The 18079-nt window shown below is 76.6% G+C and carries 16 protein-coding genes; 8 read left to right on the top strand and 8 right to left on the bottom strand.

Annotated elements, in window-relative coordinates; translation table 11 throughout:
• Window positions 1–120: 120 nt before the first annotated feature.
• The gene (mtrA, locus tag AXF14_RS01455) at window positions 121–804 is read right to left on the bottom strand and encodes an MtrAB system response regulator MtrA (RefSeq protein WP_067939493.1); all 684 of its coding nucleotides are present in this window, start codon (window positions 802–804) and stop codon (window positions 121–123) included.
• 146 nt (window positions 805–950) lie between these two features.
• On the opposite strand from mtrA, the gene AXF14_RS01460 reads away from it, so the two are divergent.
• From AXF14_RS01460 to AXF14_RS01480, 5 genes are read left to right on the top strand one after another with little or no spacing between them, the layout of a single operon-like run.
• Window positions 951–2243, top strand: coding sequence for a DUF7847 domain-containing protein (locus AXF14_RS01460; protein ID WP_067939496.1), 1293 nt, complete (start codon window positions 951–953; stop codon window positions 2241–2243).
• A 34-nt stretch (window positions 2244–2277) separates the two neighbouring features.
• Window positions 2278–3009: a DUF4129 domain-containing protein gene (locus AXF14_RS13460; protein WP_067939499.1), complete on the top strand. Its 732-nt coding sequence runs from the start codon at window positions 2278–2280 to the stop codon at window positions 3007–3009.
• Window positions 3006–4196: a DUF4350 domain-containing protein gene (locus tag AXF14_RS01470; RefSeq protein WP_067939502.1), complete on the top strand. Its 1191-nt coding sequence runs from the start codon at window positions 3006–3008 to the stop codon at window positions 4194–4196. Before AXF14_RS13460 ends, AXF14_RS01470 begins: the two co-directional genes overlap by 4 nt.
• Window positions 4193–5230 (top strand): AAA family ATPase, encoded by a 1038-nt coding sequence (locus AXF14_RS01475; RefSeq protein ID WP_067939506.1) that lies wholly within the window; start codon window positions 4193–4195, stop codon window positions 5228–5230. The genes AXF14_RS01470 and AXF14_RS01475 overlap by 4 nt, the downstream gene beginning before the upstream one ends.
• 7 nt (window positions 5231–5237) lie before the next feature.
• Window positions 5238–6530: a DUF58 domain-containing protein gene (locus AXF14_RS01480; protein ID WP_067939511.1), complete on the top strand. Its 1293-nt coding sequence runs from the start codon at window positions 5238–5240 to the stop codon at window positions 6528–6530.
• A 50-nt stretch (window positions 6531–6580) separates the two neighbouring features.
• On the opposite strand, the gene AXF14_RS01485 is transcribed toward AXF14_RS01480, so the two are convergent.
• On the bottom strand, window positions 6581–7576 hold the full coding sequence (locus AXF14_RS01485) for a stage II sporulation protein M (protein ID WP_067939514.1): 996 nt from the start codon (window positions 7574–7576) through the stop codon (window positions 6581–6583).
• Window positions 7577–7590: 14 nt separating this feature from the next.
• Here AXF14_RS01485 and AXF14_RS01490 point away from each other — a divergent pair, with 14 nt between their 5' ends.
• Window positions 7591–8433 carry an RDD family protein gene (locus AXF14_RS01490; RefSeq protein ID WP_067939518.1) on the top strand — a complete coding sequence of 281 codons (843 nt, stop codon included), beginning with the start codon at window positions 7591–7593 and terminating at the stop codon, window positions 8431–8433.
• An 84-nt stretch (window positions 8434–8517) separates the two neighbouring features.
• Here the strand turns inward: AXF14_RS01490 and AXF14_RS01495 are convergent, their stop codons facing one another.
• Both AXF14_RS01495 and AXF14_RS01500 read right to left on the bottom strand, forming a co-directional pair.
• Window positions 8518–8724 carry a Trm112 family protein gene (locus tag AXF14_RS01495; protein ID WP_067939523.1) on the bottom strand — a complete coding sequence of 69 codons (207 nt, stop codon included), beginning with the start codon at window positions 8722–8724 and terminating at the stop codon, window positions 8518–8520.
• A 4-nt stretch (window positions 8725–8728) separates the two neighbouring features.
• Complete coding sequence (locus AXF14_RS01500; RefSeq protein WP_067939528.1) at window positions 8729–9172, bottom strand: DUF3499 domain-containing protein; 444 nt, start codon at window positions 9170–9172, stop codon at window positions 8729–8731.
• Between the two features lie 75 nt (window positions 9173–9247).
• On the opposite strand from AXF14_RS01500, the gene AXF14_RS01505 reads away from it, so the two are divergent.
• Window positions 9248–9703, top strand: coding sequence for a metallopeptidase family protein (locus AXF14_RS01505; RefSeq protein ID WP_067939531.1), 456 nt, complete (start codon window positions 9248–9250; stop codon window positions 9701–9703).
• A 34-nt stretch (window positions 9704–9737) separates the two neighbouring features.
• Here AXF14_RS01505 and AXF14_RS13835 read toward each other — a convergent pair whose 3' ends face one another.
• Genes AXF14_RS13835 through AXF14_RS01520 form a run of 3 tightly spaced genes read right to left on the bottom strand, consistent with a single transcriptional unit; the run spans window position 9738 to window position 15759 of the window.
• On the bottom strand, window positions 9738–11300 hold the full coding sequence (locus AXF14_RS13835) for a DUF5719 family protein (protein ID WP_067939536.1): 1563 nt from the start codon (window positions 11298–11300) through the stop codon (window positions 9738–9740).
• On the bottom strand, window positions 11297–15445 hold the full coding sequence (locus tag AXF14_RS01515) for a glycosyltransferase (RefSeq protein WP_067939539.1): 4149 nt from the start codon (window positions 15443–15445) through the stop codon (window positions 11297–11299). Before AXF14_RS01515 ends, AXF14_RS13835 begins: the two co-directional genes overlap by 4 nt.
• Window positions 15442–15759, bottom strand: a complete 318-nt coding sequence (locus AXF14_RS01520; protein WP_067939545.1) for a WhiB family transcriptional regulator — start codon at window positions 15757–15759, stop codon at window positions 15442–15444. Before AXF14_RS01520 ends, AXF14_RS01515 begins: the two co-directional genes overlap by 4 nt.
• 287 nt (window positions 15760–16046) lie before the next feature.
• On the opposite strand from AXF14_RS01520, the gene AXF14_RS01525 reads away from it, so the two are divergent.
• Entirely contained in the window at window positions 16047–16778 is a 732-nt protein-coding gene (locus AXF14_RS01525; RefSeq protein WP_067939548.1) for a TIGR03089 family protein, read from the top strand.
• Between the two features lie 53 nt (window positions 16779–16831).
• Here AXF14_RS01525 and manA read toward each other — a convergent pair whose 3' ends face one another.
• On the bottom strand, window positions 16832–18022 hold the full coding sequence (gene manA, locus AXF14_RS01530) for a mannose-6-phosphate isomerase, class I (protein ID WP_067939552.1): 1191 nt from the start codon (window positions 18020–18022) through the stop codon (window positions 16832–16834).
• Window positions 18023–18079 lie beyond the last annotated feature (57 nt).

Below are 18079 nucleotides of genomic sequence, written 5' to 3' on the forward strand. Positions count from 1 at the left end.
CGGCAACGCGCCGTGATCCTCACGACCCGGCCGCTCGACGGGTCCGTGCGGGCGGCGCACGACCGACGCGGCCCGGACGGACCGCGGCGCCGACCGAGGCGGGCCGTCGGCGCGCTCAGCTCACCTGGACTCGCCGGCGCGGTAGCCGACGCCGCGCACCGTGATGACGATGGCGGGGTGCTCGGGGTCGTGCTCGATCTTGGCGCGCAGGCGCTGGACGTGGACGTTGACGAGGCGGGTGTCGGCGGCGTGCTGGTAGCCCCAGACCTGTTCGAGGAGCTCCTCGCGGGTGAAGACCTTCCAGGGGGTCCGGGCCAGGGTGACGAGGAGGTCGAACTCGAGCGGCGTCAGCGCGATGGTCTCGTCACCGCGGTGGACCTGGTGCCCGGCGACGTCGATGTCGAGGTCCCCGGCGCGCACGTGCTCGGCGTTGCCGCCGTCGGTGTTGCGGCGCAGGCGCGTGCGGACGCGGGCCAGGAGCTCCTTGGACTTGAAGGGCTTTGTCACGTAGTCGTCCGCGCCGGCCTCGAGCCCGGCGACGACGTCCTGGGTGTCGGTCTTCGCGGTGAGCATGATGACGGGGACGTCGGACTCGGCGCGGATGAGACGGCAGATCTCGACGCCGTCGACGCCGGGGAGCATGAGGTCGAGGAGCACGAGGTCGGGGTCCGTGCTCCGGAAGGTCTCGAGGGCCTGGGCGCCGTCCGCGCAGAAGGACGGCGCGTACCCCTCGGACTCGAGCATGATGCCGATCATCTCTGCGAGGGGGGTGTCGTCGTCGACGACGAGGATGCGCGTGCTCATGGTCCTATCTTGACACGAACACGTTCCTCACAGCGGGCTTGCGTCACGGCCCGGTCACGGACCGGCCCCGAGGACGGGGCCGGCGAGGTCCGATCTCCTCCTCGTGGCGGAGGCCACCGGCGCGCGGGCCGTGCGAGGGTGGGGCCATGAGCGAGAACTCCGGCTGGCTCCCGCCGACCTCCGGCGGCGACCGCGACGCCCGTCCCCAGGAGGAGACCCCCGCCCCGCGCTACGGCGCCTACGGCTCCGCCCCCGCCGGCACCCCGTCCTACGGGTCCTACGGCTCGGAGGATTCCGGCCAGCAGGGCGCCGCGCACCCCGGCGCCCCCTACCCCGGCGCCCCCTACCCCGGGAGCACCCACCCGGGAGACTCCTACCCCGGCGGTCTGCCGCCCCAGGGCGGCTGGGGAGGCCCGAACGCCTCCGCGCCCTACGCCCAGGGATCCGGCGCGCCCGGCGGATTCTTCCTCGCCCCCAAGCCCGGCATCATCCCGCTGCGACCGCTGGGCATCACCGAGATCATCGGCGGTGCCGTCGACGCCCTCCGGGCGAACCCGCGCGCCATGTTCCTCCCGGCCCTCGTCGTCATGACCGTCATCGGACTCGTCTCCGCGCTCCTGTCCGGCCTGTCGATGCGCCCCCTCAACTCGATCGCCCAGACGATGGAGTCCGACGCCAGCCCGACTGCCGACCAGCTCGCGCCCATGGTCGGCAGCAGCCTCGTGACCATGGGCTCGACGGCCCTCGAGGGCCTCATCACGTCGATCGCCACGGCCGTGCTCACGGGCCTGCTCATCGTCGCCGTCTCGCGCTCCGTGCTGGGTCGGGTCGCCACCCCGGGCGAGGCCTGGGAGCGCACCCGGGGCCGCGTGTGGGCCCTCATCGGCCAGTCCCTCCTCATCAACCTCATCACCGGCGTCGTCGCGCTCGTCCTCGTCGGCGCCGCCGTCCTCCTGGCCGTCGTCATCGTCTCCTCCGCGTCGGACGGCTCGACCACCGCCGTCGTCCTGGCCGTCCTCGCCGCGATCATCCTGGGCCTCGGCGCCGTCGTCGCGTCACTGTTCCTCGCGGTCCGGCTCTCGATGTCCTCCTCCGCCCTCATCCTCGAGAACGTCGGCGTCCTCGACGGCATCCGCCGCTCCTGGCGGCTCACGCGGGGCTCCTTCTGGCGAGTCCTCGGCATCCTCGTGCTCGCCGGACTCATCCAGGCCCTCGTCACGGGTCTGCTCGGCGGGCTCGCGAGCACGGTGAGCACCCTCATCACGGCGACCGCCCCGACCCAGATCGCCCTGGCGACCGCCGTCACCTCCTTCATCGCGACCATCCTGTCCGCACTCATCCTGCCCTTCACCGCCTCGGTGACGGCCCTGACGTACATCGACCTGCGCATGCGCCACGAGGGCCTCGACGTCGAGCTGCGTCAGGCGGCGACCCGCTGAGCCGTCCGCCGGAACCGGCGCCCGGACCCCGACCATGACTCCCCCGCTCGCGACCGTGCTCCCCGCCCGCGCTCTGGCGCGGGCGGGCGCCGTCGTGCACGCGCGGGCGCTCGCCGCCGACGTCCCCGCCACGCCGAGCGCCGATGAGGCGCGCGAGGCCGCGAGCCACGAGCTCGCGAAGCCCGCCTACCAGCCGCGCGACGGCCTGGCCGGGGCGGTGCTGGCCTGGCTGCGCGACCACCTCGACCCGGGCGGGCTCGTGCCCGGCGCGCCGTCGTGGCTCTCCGTGCTCATCGTGGGCCTGGCCGTCTGCGGCCTCCTCGCGCTGGTCCTCCTCATGCTCACCCGCCTGTCCGGGGCCCGCACGAGCCGGATCCCCTCCCACTCCCTCTTCGACGGTGACGACCGCGACGCGGACGCCCTGCGCGCCGCGGCGGAGGACGCCGCCGCGCGCTCCGACTGGTCCACGGCCGTCGTCGAGCGCTACCGCGCCATCATCAGGTCCCTCGACGAGCGCGGGCTCATCGAGGACCACCCCGGGCTCACCGCCCACGAGGCCGCGGTCGCCGCCTCCGCGGCGCTCGGCTCCCTCGGCGCCGAGCTCGTCGCCGCGGCCCGCGTCTTCGACTGCGTCCGCTACGGCGACCTCCTGCCCACGGCGCAGCAGGACGCCTCCATGCGCGAACTCGCCGACCGCGTCACCGCGACGACGCCGCCGGAGCCGGAGCGCTCCCCCGCCCCCGAGCGCTGGGCGGTGCACCGGTGAGCGCCCCCGCCGCGCCGACCGCCATCGCCTGCGCCGCGCCCGGAGCGGACCAGGTCCTGGGGGCACCCGTGCGCGAGCGACTGCGGCGCTGGAGGCCCTTCGCCATCGCCCTGGCCGTGCTCCTCGTCGTCGCCCTGCTGACGACCTGGAGCCGCCCGGAGACCTCGAGCACGCCGCTGGCCACGACCAACCCCGGGGACGACGGGGCCCAGGCCCTCACGGCCCTCCTGCGCGACGAGGGCGTCACGGTCACCACCGTCTCCAGCGTCGACGACGCCGTGGCCGCCTCCTCCGAGGGGGCCGCCGTCGCGCTCGTCAACGCGGGCTCGCTCAGCGCCGCCGACCGCGAGCGCCTCGCCGGGGCCGGCGGCGACGTCGTCGTCATCGGCTCTACCTACCAGGCGCTCACGGGCCTCACGCACCTCACCTCCAGCGGCGCCTCGGCGAGCTCGAGCACGCCGCTCGAGGCCCGGTGCGAGGACCCCGACGCCGTCGCCGCCGCGACGCTGCTCGGCTCGAGGGGCTCCGTCGCCACCGACGGCGTCCGCGGCGCCGTCGGCTGCTTCCCGGTCGCCGTCGGCACCTACGCCTACGCCACCGCGCCCCTGCCCTCCGGCGCCGTGCTGAGGGTCATCGCCGACTCCGCGGCACTCACGAACGCGCGGCTCGCGACGGCCGGGAACGCCGCCCTCGGCGTGCGTGCCCTGGGCCACCACGACCGCGTCGTCTGGCTCGACGGCGACCACATGGAGCCGCCGAGCCTCTGGGACACGACGAGCGTGCCCCCGTGGACGCCGGTCGTCCTGGCCCAGCTGGGGCTCGTCGTCCTCGCGCTCGCGCTCGTGCGCGGCCGCCGGATGGGACCGGTCGTCGTCGAGGACCTGCCCGTCGCCGTGAGGGCGACGGAGACCACGCGCGGACGCGGGCGGCTGTACCGCCGCGCCGGCGACCGAGCCCACGCCGCGCGCGTCCTGCGCGCGGGCACCGCCACGCGCCTGGGCCGCCGGCTCGGCGTGCCCGCGGGCGCGGCGACCGACGAGCTCGTCGCCGCCGTCGCCCGCGCCACCGGCCGTCCCGAGCCCCTCGTCCACGAGGTGCTCGCCTGCGACCCACCCACCGACGACAGGGCCCTCGCGGACCTGGCCGTCCAGCTCGACCGACTCGAGAGCGAGGCACAGAGATCATGAGCACCTCGGACCCCAACCCCGACCCCGACGCGACCCCCGCCGCAGCCGCCGCCACCGGCCCCGCGGGGGCCCCGACCGCCGGCCAGGCGGACCCCCACTCCCGGCTCGTCGCCGTCCGCGGTGAGGTCGGCAAGGCCGTCGTCGGCCAGGAGGGCGCCGTCACCGGCCTCGTCATCGGACTGCTCGCCGGCGGGCACGTCCTCCTCGAGGGCGTCCCCGGCGTCGCCAAGACCCTCCTCGTGCGCTCCCTGGCGGCCTCCCTCGACCTGGGCACCAAGCGCGTCCAGTTCACCCCCGACCTCATGCCGGGCGACGTCACGGGCTCCCTCGTCTACGACGCCCGCACGGCGGAGTTCTCCTTCCGCGAGGGCCCCGTCTTCACCAACCTCCTCCTCGCCGACGAGATCAACCGCACGCCACCGAAGACCCAGGCCGCCCTTCTCGAGGCGATGGAGGAGCGGCAGGTGAGCGTCGACGGCGAGCCCCGGCGCCTTCCGGACCCCTTCATGGTCATCGCGACGCAGAACCCCGTCGAGTACGAGGGCACGTACCCGCTGCCGGAGGCCCAGCTGGACCGCTTCCTCCTCAAGCTCGTCCTCCCGCTGCCGGACCGCTCCGACGAGCTCGAGGTGCTCAGCCGCCACGCGGCCGGCTTCAACCCGAGCGACCTCGCGGCCGCCGGGCTCCGGGCCGTCGCCGGCCCCGGTGACCTGGCGCGCGCCAGGGAGCATGTCCGCACGATCGGAGCGTCCCCGGAGGTCCTCGGCTACGTCGTCGACCTCGTGCGCGCCACCCGCCAGGCTCCCAGCGTCGCCCTCGGGGTCTCGCCCCGAGGCGCCACGGCCCTGCTCGCCGCCGCCCGCGCCTGGGCCTGGCTCTCCGGCCGGTCCTTCCTCACCCCCGACGACGTCAAGGTCCTCGCCCTGCCGGCTCTGCGCCACCGCATCTCCCTGCGCGCCGAGGCCGAGATGGAGGGCGTGACCACGGAGTCCGTCATCGCGGGCGTGCTGCGCGCGGTCGAGGTCCCCCGCTGAGGCCGCCGTGTACCTGACGACGCGCACCGTGCGGACGCTCCTGGCGGGCGTTCTCGTCGTCGTGCTCGTCCCGCAGCCGGCGACGGTCCTCGTCATCGCCCTCGCCGTCGCGGCGCTCGTCGTCGTCGACGTCGTCCTCGCCCCCTCGCCGCGGAGCCTGCGGGTCTCCCGCGGCGTGCCGCGCTCCACCAGGCTCGGGGAGAGCGTCACCGACACCCTCACCGTGAGCTCGCAGGCCGCCCAGGTGGTCCACCTCGAGGTGCGCGACGCCTGGCCGCCCTCGGCCGGGGCCGTCGGCGAACGCGGCTCCCTCACGATCCCGCCGGGTCAGAGGCGCCGCCACCGCACGACCCTCACGCCGACCCGACGGGGCGACCGCCTGGCCGAGCGCGTCACCGTGCGCGTGCGCGGGCCCCTCGGCCTGGCCGGACGCCAGGCCTCGCTGTGCGCCCCCGCCACGCTGCGCGTCCTGCCCGCCTTCGCCTCACGCCGCCACCTGCCCAGCCGCCTGGCCCGGCTGCGCGAGATGGACGGTCGCAGCGCCGTCCAGGTGCGCGGCGCCGGCACGGAGTTCGACTCGCTGCGCCAGTACGTCGCCGGCGACGACGTCCGCTCGATCGACTGGCGGTCGACGGCGCGGCGCGGCGACGTCGTCGTGCGCACCTGGCGGCCCGAGCGGGACCGGCGCGTCCTCATCGTCCTCGACACGGGGCGCACCGCGGCGGCGCGCCTCGGGGAGGGCACGCGCCTGGACTCGCAGATCGAGGCCGCGCTGCTCCTGGCGGCCCTCGCCTCGCGCGCCGGGGACCGGGTGGACGTCATCGCCCTCGACGAGGCGGTGCGGGCCCAGGTGCGCGGCGAGTCCGGCCCGGCGCTCATGAGCGCGCTCGCCGACGGCCTCGCCCCCGTCGAGCCGGCCCTCGTCGAGACGAGCTGGTCCCTGGCGGCGGGGACCGTGTCCCGCGCGCTGTCCCAGCACTCGCTCGTCGTCGTGCTCACCGGCCTGGAGGGCGCGAGCGCGGACGCGGCGACCCTGCGGGCCCTCGCCCCGATCGTGCGCGAGCACACGGTGCTCGTCGCCTCGGCCACCGACCCGGGCCTGGTGGAGCTGCGCGGGCGGCGCTCCGACTCGGAGAGCGCCTACGTCGCCGCAGCAGCCGAGCAGGACCTCCTCGAGATCGAGGCCGCCCGCGACCGACTGCGCCGCGCGGGCGCCGAGGTCGTCGAGGCCTCCCCCGCGGGCCTCGCACCCGCGCTCGCCGACTCCTACCTCGCGCTCAAGGCGGCGGGTCGGCTGTGAGCGCCGTCACCCTCACCCGCCCGACGGCGGCATCGCGCCCACGGTCCTGCTCAGGCGGCCTCGGGCAGGACCGCCCCGGCCTCCTCCTCGTCGAGGTCCCCGCTCTCGCCCCCGACGACGGCCCTGCGCCCCAGGACGATCGTGTAGGTCCACAGGGCCGCGAGCGCCAGCGCGCCGACGGCGATCTTGAGAGCCCACGGGACGGGCGCCGGGGTCACGAAGGCCTCGATGACGCCGGAGACCGCGAGCGCCGCGGTGAGGGCGACGGCCACGGTGATGAGGGTGCGGCCCTCCTCGGCGAGGGCTCGCCCGCGCGAGCGCTGCCCCGGGACGAGGAGCGTCCAGAACAGGCGCAGGCCGGCTCCGCCGGCGATGAAGACGCAGGTGAGCTCGAGCAGACCGTGCGGGCTGATGAGCTCGAGGAAGAGGCCGAGGGAGTCGTGGTCGGCCATGACGGCGCCGGCCTGCCCCAGGTTGACGGCGTTGGCCCACAGGACCCAGGCGGGCAGCGCCCCGGTGACGCCGCCGGCGACGCACAGGGCGGCGACGCGCGCGTTGTTGGTCCAGACCTGACCGGCGAAGTCCTGGGCGGAGTACGTGGAGTAGTACGCCTCGAAGGCGTGCTGGGCGTAGGCGTCGAGCTCGCTCGGCGAGCCCAGGGCGGCCATCGCCTCGGGGCTGTGCAGTGTCCAGACCCCCACGACGACCGCGACGAGGAGCGTCGCGGCGGTGACGCCGAGCGTCCACCAGCGCACGCGGTACAGGGCCGCGGGCACGGTGCGCGTGAGGAAGCGCCCCAGGTCCGAGGCGCGCGACTCGCGGGTCCCGGTGACGCGGGCGCGGGCGCGGGCCAGGCGGGTCGAGAGCTCGGCGACGAGCTGCGGGTCCGGCGCGCTGGTGCGCACCTGGGAGAGGTGGTGCGCCGTGCGCCGGTAGAGGGAGACGAGCTCGTCCGCCTCCGCACCGGACAGGCGGCGGCGCGAGGCGAGCGCGTCGAGCCGGTCCCACTGGTCCCGGTGCGCCGCGCTGAAGGCATCGATGTCCACGGAGGGAGTCTGACATGGTGAGCGAGCCCGTCTCCTCGTCCGAGCGGATGATCGAGCAGGACCGCGTCGTCACGGGCGAGGCGGTCGCGCTCGACATCGTCCCGGCGACGCTCGGGAACCGGATGGTCTCCGGCGTCATCGACTACGGCCTGACGGCCGTGGGGCTGGCGCTGTCCCTCCTCACGTGGGCGACGGTCCTGCCGCGGCAGTCGACCGCGGCCGAGATGACGCAGGCCTCCCTCATCGTCTCCCTCTGGCTCGTCGTCCTGCCGCTGGCCGTGGAGACCCTCTCGCGGGGCCGGTCGGCGGGGAGGCTCGTCGTCGGCACGCGGGTGGTGCGCGACGACGGCGGCGCGGTGCGTCTGCGGCACTGCCTCGTGCGGGCCCTCGTCGCGGTCATCGAGGTCTGGACCACCTCGGGCGTGCTCGCGGTGTGCTCCTGCGCGGTGACGCGCCGGGGCAAGCGCCTCGGGGACCTGCTGGCAGGCACCTACGAGGTGCGCGAGCGGGACGGGGCGCAGTCCGCTCCCCCGCTGCTCATGCCGCCCGAGCTCGCGGCCTGGGCCGCGCAGGCGGACATGGGGGCGCTGCCCGGCGGGCTGGCCATGGCGGCCCGGACCTTCCTGCAGCGCGCCTCGTCGACGAGGCCCGAGGCGCGGGCGCGTCTCGCCGCGCAGCTGGCCGACGCGGTGGCGCCTTACGTGGCGCCGGCCCCGCCGGCGGGCACGCACCCGGAGCGCTTCCTCGCGGCGGTGCTCGTCGAGAGGCGGGACCGGGAGCTGTCGCGCGAGATGCGGGACCGCGAGCTCGACGAGGCCGCTGCCACGCGTGCGCTGCGCCCCCGCTACGGCGTCTGAGCCGGGCCGGGGCGCAGGCCGCCCCTGCGGCTCGGCCCGCTCGACGTCTCAGCCCGAGCCCCGCCCCGGCCGGGGCGCCGAGCGTCAGGCGAGCGGGCTCGCCTCGTGGGCGAGGAGGATCGGCACGCCGTCGCGCACCGGGAAGGACAGGCCCGCCTGCGGGGAGTCGAGGCGGGGCTCGCCGTCGGGGCCGACGGCGTCGACGAGCTCGCCGCCTGTGACGGGGCAGCGCAGGTCCTCGCGGAGCCAGGCCGCCGGGGCGGGGGCGGTCGAGCTGGTGTCGGTGCTCACGGGGTCAGTCCTCCTTCTCGCCTCGCAGCACGCGCAGGTGCCCTCGGCGCAGGATCTCGCCGTCGCCCAGACCCGTGAGGTGGGTGGGGAGCTCGGCGGGGTCGTGGGTGATGGGGCCCGGCATGATGCCGCCGGGGCGACCGGCGTGCTCAGCGGGCTGGGGGCGCGGGCGCGGCGTGCGCGAGGCCTCGCGGACGGCGTCGGCGAGGGCGGTGAGGTCGTCGTCGCTCGGCGGTGCCGGGGCGAAGTCGGTGGCGAGCCGGATGACCTGCCATCCGCGGGGGGCGGTGAAGGACTCGACGTGCTTCTCGCACAGGTCGTAGGCCTCGGGCTGGGCCTCCGTGGCCAGCGGGCCGAGCACGATGGTGGAGTCCGCGTAGACGCTCGTCAGGGTCGACACGGCGGGGTTCTCGCAGCCGGGCCTGCGGCAGCGTCGGACGGTTCTCACGGCGGCAGGCTATCGCGCGCCCGCCGAGGGGCCGAGCGCGCCACTCGGGCCCGCCGGGGACCTAGGGTGTGCTCCATGACGCCAACCGAGCCGAGGCCCCGCCGCTCCCCCGCGCAGGCGCCGCGCAGCTCGCGGCGCCGCGACCGTCACGGGCGCGGCCTGCGCGGTCCGCTGCTTCCGCCGGGGCTGCCGGCCTGGCGCACGCGCGCGGAGCGCTTCGACGAGATGGTCATCACCGCGGCGGACGAGCTGGCCGCGCACTGGCCGCAGGTGGAGTCGATCCAGTTCGCGGTCGAGGAGGTACCGCCCTCGGACCCGGCCCCCTGGGAGCGCGGCGTCGTCCTCGGGCGGGGCTTCGCGGCCGAGCCGCGCGCCGGGCTGCCGGCGCGGGTCGTCGTGTACCGGCGCCCCGTCTCCTCGCGCGCGCAGGACGACGAGGAGCTCATGGAGCTCGTGCGGCGCGTCGTCGTGGAGCAGGTGGCGCTCATGCTGGGGCGCCGCCCCGAGGAGATCGACCCCGAGGGCTACTGACGCCCTCTCCGCCGGGCCCGGAGTGCCGGCCGGCTCAGCCGAGGCGCAGGCGCCGCTCGGCGAGCGCCTGGGAGTCCGCGACCGGGGTCAGCGCCGAGATGAGGGTGCCGGCGGCGTCGCCCTTCACCGTCGCGGTGACGACGACCGCCGCGGTGACGTCGCGCCCGGGCTCGCCGCTCATCGTGACGGCGTCGACGTCGTCGGGGACCTTCGCCGTGACCGTGGTGCCGGCGGGGACGTCGACGTCGGTGGACCAGGAGCCGTCGGCCGAGGTCAGGTGGACGGTCGTGTCGCCGAGGGCCGCGTCGCCCGAGCTGCCGAGGAGGAGCTGCGGGCTCATCCCGTTCGAGCGCGGCATCGAGACGGACCCGGCCCGGACCGCGGAGGGCTCGCCGGCCTGGGCCCAGGCGACGTCGTGGACGAGGGCGCCGGAGGCCTCGGGGTACTGCCCGTCGCTGCGCACGAGGCGGACGGCGGCGGCGACGGGCTGGTCGGAGGTGACGTGCACGCCGTAGGCGCCCGCGTCGACGCCGGCGAGGCTGACGTCGAAGACGGCGCCCGGGTCGATGGTGACGGACTCGGCGCCCGGGAGGACCTCGGAGCCGTGCTCGCCCTCCATGGTGAGGGTGACGGTGGCGGGCTCGCTGCCGGGGTTGGCGACGCGGACGGCGGGGGCGTCGGAGGACGTGGCGCCGTCCTTCTCCTCCTGGCCCTGGCCGGCGGCCTCGGTGAGGAGGACGCCGGGGACGGTGAGGTCGGTGGAGGGGGCGGCGCCGGGGGTCATGACCTCGGTGCCCGCGGGGGTCTCGCCGTCGAGGGACTCGGTGGCCAGGGAGACGCCGAGGGCGCCGTCCTCGGCCTCGACGCCGACGGCGACGCGGTCGGAGCCGTCGGAGGCGGTCTCGAGCAGGACGGTGCGGGTCTCGCCGGCGGGGACGGCGACGACCCCGCCCGAGGGCAGGGTGAGCTCGCCGGTGGAGCCGAGGAGGGTGACACGGGCGGTGACGGAGGTCGATCCCGGGTTGGTCAGGCGCAGCTCGGAGGAGGAGCCGACGGCCGCGGAGCCGCCGACGATCCACGAGACGGCGCTGGGCGGGGTGCAGGAGGCGGTGGTGAGGCCGCGCAGGTCGCCGTCGGAGGAGAGGCTCGTGACGACGCCGGTGGCGCTGCCGCGCTGCCCGGGGGCGGTGGCTGCGGCGCCGGCGGTCGGCGAGGCGCTCGCGGTGGCGGAGGGCGAGGCGCTCGCGGCGTCCTCGAGGCGGATGACGCCGCCGTCGGCGCCCTTCCCGCTCCAGGTGGGGTCGGCCGTGAGGGTCTCGCCGTCGTAGCTGAGCGAGCCGGACGGGTTCAGGCTCGTGACGGCGGTCGAGGTGGTCGCCTTGCCGACTGTGACGGCGCCGATCGTGTCGGAGGGGCCGGCGGGGCAGACGTAGCTGACGGCGCTCGCGGGGGCGGGCACGCCGTGCGGCTCGACCTGCGGGGAGGTCGCTCGCGGGGCGAGGGCGCCCCACCAGGTGAGGCCGCCGACGGCGACGACGGCCGCCGCGGAGACGAGGAGGCCGGTGGTGCGGCGGGCCGCTCGGGCGAGGCGGGTCATGCGGTGGTCCTCCTGCGTCGCAGGGGCAGGGCGGCGAGGGCGACGACGGCCCAGGAGGCCCAGATCGCCGGGGCGAGGATGTGCTGCTCGCCGTCGTCGTGGGTGAGGACGAGGCGGCCCCCCTCGGCGGGGACCGCGAAGGCCTGGCGCCAGGCTCCTGAGGCGCCGCCGGGGGCGGTGGTCGAGGCGAGGTCGCGGCCGTCGAGGGTGGCGCGCCATCCGGGGTCGGCGCGCTCGGCGAGGACGAGGTCGCGGTCGTCCCCGTCGTCGGCGGCCGGGAGCTCTGCGGTGATGCGGCCGGCGCTGGATCCGCGGGTGGAGACGGTCGTCGTCGCGGCCTGCGCGCCGCCTGAGGCCCCGGTGACGAGGGCTGCGCGGGCGGGCTCGCCGGTGGCGGGCTGGACGCGCCAGGAGGTGCCCGTCGAGGTCGTGGCGAGCTGGCCGAGGCCCTCGGTGGAGTCGAGGCCTGTGCGGGCCGTCGCCGTGGTCTCGTCTCCGGAGCGGGAGGCGAGGACGACGACGGCCACGTCGTGGGCGGCGAGGTCGGCGGCGGCGTCGGGGTCCTGGCCGCTGGTGGCGCGGGCGACGGCGTCGGCGAGGGAGGCGTCGGCGGAGTCGGTGAGGACGGTGGGGACGGTGCCGTCGAGGGCGGGGTCGCTCGTGGCGCTGCCCTGGTAGGAGCCCGTACCGGTGAGGGACCCGTCGGCGTCCTCGTCGACGCGCTCGCGGCGCTGGGCGGTGAGGACGTCCGGGAGGGCGTCGACGAGGCGGGTGCCGTCGCCGCGCCGCAGGGTCGCGGTGAGCGAGTCCCCGTCGGAGCTGAGGAGGAGGACGCGGCCCGAGGTGCGCGAGGAGGCGATGTCCTCGGCGATGAGGGGCACGGCGCGGGAGGCGGGGCGCAGGGCCATGAGCTCGGCGTCCGCGCCCATGGCGGTGGAGCGGGCGGCCTGCGCGGCCCAGGCGCCGCCGACGGCGAGGGGGACGAGGAGGCAGGCGGTGCCGAGGACGCCGAGGATGACGTGGCGCCAGCCGACGCGGTGGCGGACGAGGGCGGAGCGTGCGGCGTCGCCTGCGGCGAGGGCGGAGGCGATCATGCCGGCGAGCGCGAGGGAGAGGCCGGTGCCGGGCCAGGCGCGCACGAGGACCTCGCCGGTGCCGTCGGGGGCGGTGCCGACGGCGGTGGTGACGCGGACGGCGACGGCGGCCAGGGCGAGTCCCGCCACGGTGAGGAGGGCGCCGGTGCGGGCGCGGTGGCCGCGGTGGCCACTGAGGAGGAGGCCGAGCACCGCGAGGACGGGGGTGCCGACGAGGGCGGCCTTGATGACGAGGGAGACGGTGGGGCTGGGGGCGAGGGCGTCGAGGTCGACGGGCGAGCCGAGGAGGAGCTCGACGGAGCTCGGGGCGCTCGCGGCGACGGGTGCGCCCGCCTCGGTGAGGAGGTAGCGGACGCCCTCGTCCCAGGCTCGCCCGGAGCCGGTGAGCTCCCAGGCCCGGGCCCAGGCGGGGGCGGCGGTGAGGACGACGGGGACGGCCGTGAGGAGGAGGCGGGTGGCGGTGCGGCGGGCCGTGAGGGCGAGCCCCGCGAGGAGGAGCAGGAGGAGGGGCGCGGTGGCCGGCTCGGCGGCGACGACGAGGCAGAGCAGGAGGCCGGCGAGCGCGGCCGCGGCGGCGGAGCCAGGGCCGTACTGCTCGGTGGCGGCGGCGCGGACGGCGGCGCCGTGCGCGGTGGTCGCGGCGACGACGACGCCCTCGGCGTCGTCGAGGACGGGGGTGGCGGGGTCGTCGTCGACGGGGCCCGCGCCGAGGTCGGTGCGGCTCGAGCGGCTCGTGCCGGCGTCGTGCTCGGGGGCGACGACGTCGGAGGCGGCGTCGGGCGCGAGGGCGTCGGCGTCACTGCACTCGGACGGGGCCGCGGAGTCCGGGGCCGCGACGGAGGAGGGGGTGTCCGAGGGGGCTGCGTCGTCGGTGCCGGCCCCTGCGGCCGTGCTCCCGTCATCGGGCTCCTCCCCCAGGTGGGCGAGGTCCTCGACGCGCTCGGAGGCGAAGCGGTCGAGCTCGGCCTTCTCCTCGGCGGAGGCGTGGTGCGCGCCGACGAGGCCTGAGAGGACGACGTCGCGGCGGTCGGCGCCGACCGCGCGGGACAGGGCGGTGAGCGCCCAGGGCAGGACGAGGTGGACGAGGACGGCGGGGAGGCGCCCCTGGCCGAGGGAGAGCAGGAGCGTCGGGGAGAGGGCCCAGGTGAGGGCCGCCCAGGCGCGCAGGCTAGTGCGCCGGGTGATCGTGCCGGCGGCGTACCAGGCGCCGAGGGCGGCGAGGGGGACGCCGAGGACGAGCACGGCATGGACGAGGTCGTCGCCGGTGAGTCCGAGGCGTCTCACGACGGCGACGGGCACCGCGATGATGGCGAGGAGCGGGTTCATGGCGCTCGGGTAGCCGTCGCCGGAGGGCACCCACGTGCCCCAGGCGGTGGCCCACAGCTCGTGCCAGTCCTGGCCGACGCGGGTGAGCGCCCCGCCCGTCACGAGCCGGGTCGCCAGGACGCGGCTCGTACCCGCCAGCCCGAGGGCGGCGGTGATGACGAGGGTCGTGCCGAGGACGCGCCGGCGTCGCCGCCGGCCGGCGGCCAGCTCGCGCAGCTCGAGCTCGCTGGGCGCCGCGGCGCGCCCGAGGCGCTCGTGCTCCTGGCGGGCGACGTCGCGCCGGGCGGCGCGGATCTCGGCCGGCGTCGCGTAGAGCTCGGAGAGCACGGAGCGCGGGACGGTGCGCAGCGCGTGGAGGCGGCGGCGGCCCTGGCGGATCGTGCGCGCGGAGCGCAGGGCGGCCCAGGCGGCCGCGGTCTCGTCGTGGGCGAGGGCGGGCTCCTTGGCGACGAGCCGCCACAGGGAGCGGAGGAGGCCGAGGAGGAGGACCCAGGGCAGGAGGAGGGTCAGGGGGCGGTTCGAGAAGGTGGCCCAGGCGCGCAGCTGGGCGGTGCGGCGGGCACGGTAGGAGCGGTCGGCGTCGGGCTCGTCCCGCTGGGCGAGGGCGGCGAGCTCCTCGTCGGGGGTCGGCGCCTCCCCCGGCTCCGTGCCGCGGGTGCGGTCCTCGTGGGCGGTGTCGCGGCGGCGGCCGGTGCCGCGCAGGCCGAGGTAGGACGCGCGGCGGTGGCGCACGCGCGCGGCGGGGACGAGGACGACGCGGTGGCCGGCGAGGCGCGCGGCGCGGGAGAGCTCGAGGCCGTCGCCGAAGGGGCCGAAGGCGGGCGAGGGGCCGCCGACCTCGTCCCAGAAGGTCTGGCGCACGAGGACGCCCGCGGTGCCGACGGCGAGGACGTCGGAGCGCTCGTCGAGCTGCCCCTGGTCGATCTCGCCGTCGACGACGTCGATGGCGCGGCGGGCGGAGCGGGTGGTCCGCAGGCCCGCCTCGAGGAGCCGGGTCGGGTCGTCCCAGTCGACCTGCTTGGGACCGAGGACGGCGGCCGAGGGGCTCACGGCCGCCGTGGTGACGAGGCGCTCGAGGCAGTCGGGCTCGGGGGCGGCGTCGTCGTGGAGGAGCCAGAGCCAGGCGGTGGACGGGGCCCCGTCCACGCCGGGGCCGGTCGAGGCGTTGTCGTCGGCGGCTCCTGCTCCGTGGCGCCGGGCCTCGGAGCGGGTGATGGGCGAGCGGGCGCCGGCGGGGCCGTCGAGGCGGCCCGTGTCGCGCCGGTCGCCCAGCGGGCCGAGCCGCAGGCGGCGGTGAGGCTGCTCGTCGACGCCCTCCGAGCGGCGGCCGGGAGCGAGCGCAGCGGTGGGGACGGAGGTGGACCCGCCGGCGCGGCGGTGCGTGCGACGGCGGTTGCCCTCGGCGACGAGCTCGCCGTAGAGCGCGAGCCCGCGGTTGACGGCGTCGCCGAAGGTGGCGGCCTCGGGGGCGCGGACGATGCGGACGTCGGTGACGGCGTCGAGGCCGGAGTCGTTGACGGACTCCTCGACGGGCGTGCCGTCGCCCAGTCCGTTGGCGCGGGAGCAGACGTCGACCAGGAGGACGACGTCAGGGGGGAGGGTCTGGCGGGCGACGGCTCCGAGCGTGCGGCGCAGGTACGGGGTCGTGCCCGCGGTGACGATGACCGCGAGGGTCTCGGCGAGGAGGGCGGGACCGGCGAGGCTCGAGGCGCTCGCCGGGGTCATACCGCGCGGCGCTTGAGCTTGCGGCGCTCGCGCTCGGACAGGCCGCCCCAGATGCCGAAGCGCTCGTCGTTGGCGAGGGCGTACTCGAGGCACTCCTCGCGGACCTCGCAGGTGGCGCAGACGCGCTTGGCCTCGCGGGTCGAGCCGCCCTTCTCGGGGAAGAAGGCCTCCGGGTCGGTCTGCGCGCACAGGGCGCGCTCCTGCCACGCGAGCGGGCCCTCGTCGACCTCGTCACCGCCGAAGAGGAGCAGCAGTGCCTCGTCGTCGGCGTCATCGGTCCTGGTGATCGGACCGTCGCCGAGGATGTTCCACACGATGGCGTCCCTTCGAGCTGTCTTCTGCTTACCAGTGGAAATTACACGGGTGTAGGACGGGTGAGTCAAGCCGGGCGGGTCGATTTCACCCACTTGTGACGATTCCGCATCATGATGCGGTTTCAAGAGGGTGAAGTGAGACCCGCACCACGTGCGACGGGTGAAGTCGGACGGGTGCGCGCCCCTGGCAAGGGCGACGCCCGACGGTCCGCAGCAGCATTCTCACGACTCCTCGCGAGCCCCGTCCCGGCGGTCCGGCAGCCGGTCGCTTCTGCTTGGATGGCGCCATGACCGACGCCCTCGCAACGATCCTCCCGCAGCACTCCGACGCCGACCGCCCCTGGCTCGTCTGGTACGCACCCGGGGAGCGAGTCGAGTTCTCGGGGCGCGTCCTGGCCATGTGGGAGGCCAAGACGGCGGGTTTCATCACAGTTGAGTCACGACCTGGCGCCCCGGTGCACGTGGGGCTGCCCGTCCACTGGCGCACGGTCACCTGGTGCGCTGGGGCCTGGGCCGCCGGATCGCCCGTCCTCCTCACCGACGGCCCGACCGCCGACTCGCTCGTCGAGGCGGGCGACGAGCCCGCGGGCCTGTCCGTCGCGATGGACGCGGCGCTCCTGAGCGAGGAGGCCGACGCGCAGGCCCTCGTGCCGGCCGCGTCCCTGGCCGTGCGCTGGCCTGGCGAGCTGCCGCCGCTGGTCCTCGACGGCCTCGCGGACCTCATGGTCCACCCGGACAGCTTCTCGGGCCCGGCGGTGCCCGGCTCCGCCGCGGCCGTCCTGGAGGCCGCCGAGGGCGCTGCGCGGCCCGTCAGCCGGGACGAGCTGGCGGAGGGGCTGCGCCCGGTCACCGTCCGGCCCTGCGCGAGGGCCGTGACGGTCCGGGAGTCGGAGCCGCTCGAGGCCGTGCGCGGGGTGCTCGCCGCGTGGCGGGCGGGCCTCACGGCGGTCCTTCTCTCCCCCGACGCCGACGACGCGCTGGCCGCGACGGCGGCGCGGCAGGAGGGCGCTGACGTCTGAGCGAGAGCCGCAGTGCCGACGCCCACTCCGACGGCGGTACCGCGCTGGCCGGATCAGGGCACGTCGGCCTGAACGACGGTTCCGCGCCCCTCGAGCGCAAGGGTGCGCTCGTCCGCACCGACGAAGACCGCCTGCCCGCGGCGCAGCGGCAGGGAGCCGATCGGCGTCGTCACCTTCACCTCGCCGTCGAGGCAGAGGAGGAGGCGGGGCCCGCGACCGGGCACCTGGACGCGGCCGTCCTCGGGGACGACGTCGGTGACGAGGAGCTCGAAGTCGTCGACGGGGGCGTAGTAGGCGCGGGTCGCGCGCGAGAGGTACTCCGGGGCGGGGCGCACCGGCGGGGCCGCGACGTAGTCGACGCAGGCGAGCATCTCGGGGACGTCGACGCGCTTGACGGTGAGGCCGGCGCGCAGGACGTTGTCCGAGGAGGCCATGATCTCGACGCCGAGGCCGGAGACGTAGGCGTGGACGGACCCTGCGGGGACGAAGAGGGCCTCGCCCGGGCGCAGGGTCACCGGATTGAGGAGGAGGGCGGCCGCGAGACCCGGGTCGCCGGGGAAGGCGTCGGACATCGCGATGGCATTCGCGTCGACGCGCGGCGAGGGTGACTCCCCCGCGGCGAGGCGCGCGGCGAGCTCGGCGACGAGGTCGGCGACCTCATCGCCCGTGGGTCGCGTCGCGTCCTGGACGAGGTCCGTGAAGACCTGCCGGATGCCGAAGCGCGTCGGGTTGAGGCGCAAGGTCCGGCGCATCCGCCGCGCCAGCGGCGACTCGAGCCCGACGAGGACCTCCCCGACGCGCCGCGGCGCGCGGAAGCCCGCGACCGCCTCGAAGGTCTCCAGGGCGAGGACCATCTCCGGCTTGTGGTTGGAGTCCTTGTAGTTGCGGTCGGGGGCGTCCGGCGCGAGGCCGGCGCGGTTCTCGCGCGCGTAGCCCTCACCGGCCTGCTCGAGGGAGGGGTGGACCTGGAGGGAGAGGGCCCGAGCGGGCGCGATGAGCTTGAGGAGGAAGGGCAGCTGCGGACCGAAGCGCCGAACGACGTCCTCACCGAGGAGCCGCTCGGGCGCGGAGTCGATGAGGGCCTCCAGGGTGCGCCCGCCCTGGACACGGGTGGGGCCGGCGGGGTGCGAGCCGAACCACTGCTCGGCCCAGGGGCGCCCGTCCGCGGGCACGCCGAGGAGGTCCGGGATCGCGTCGGGCGCGCCCCACGCGTACTCCTGCCTGGCGCCTTCGAGTCTCTCCATGAGGGCGACGGTACCGGCAGGCGGCCGACCCCGCTCGGAGGCGGCCCCAGGGCGGCG

Origin of the sequence: Actinomyces radicidentis (genome assembly GCF_001553565.1) — a bacterium.
Lineage (GTDB): Bacteria > Actinomycetota > Actinomycetes > Actinomycetales > Actinomycetaceae > Actinomyces > Actinomyces radicidentis.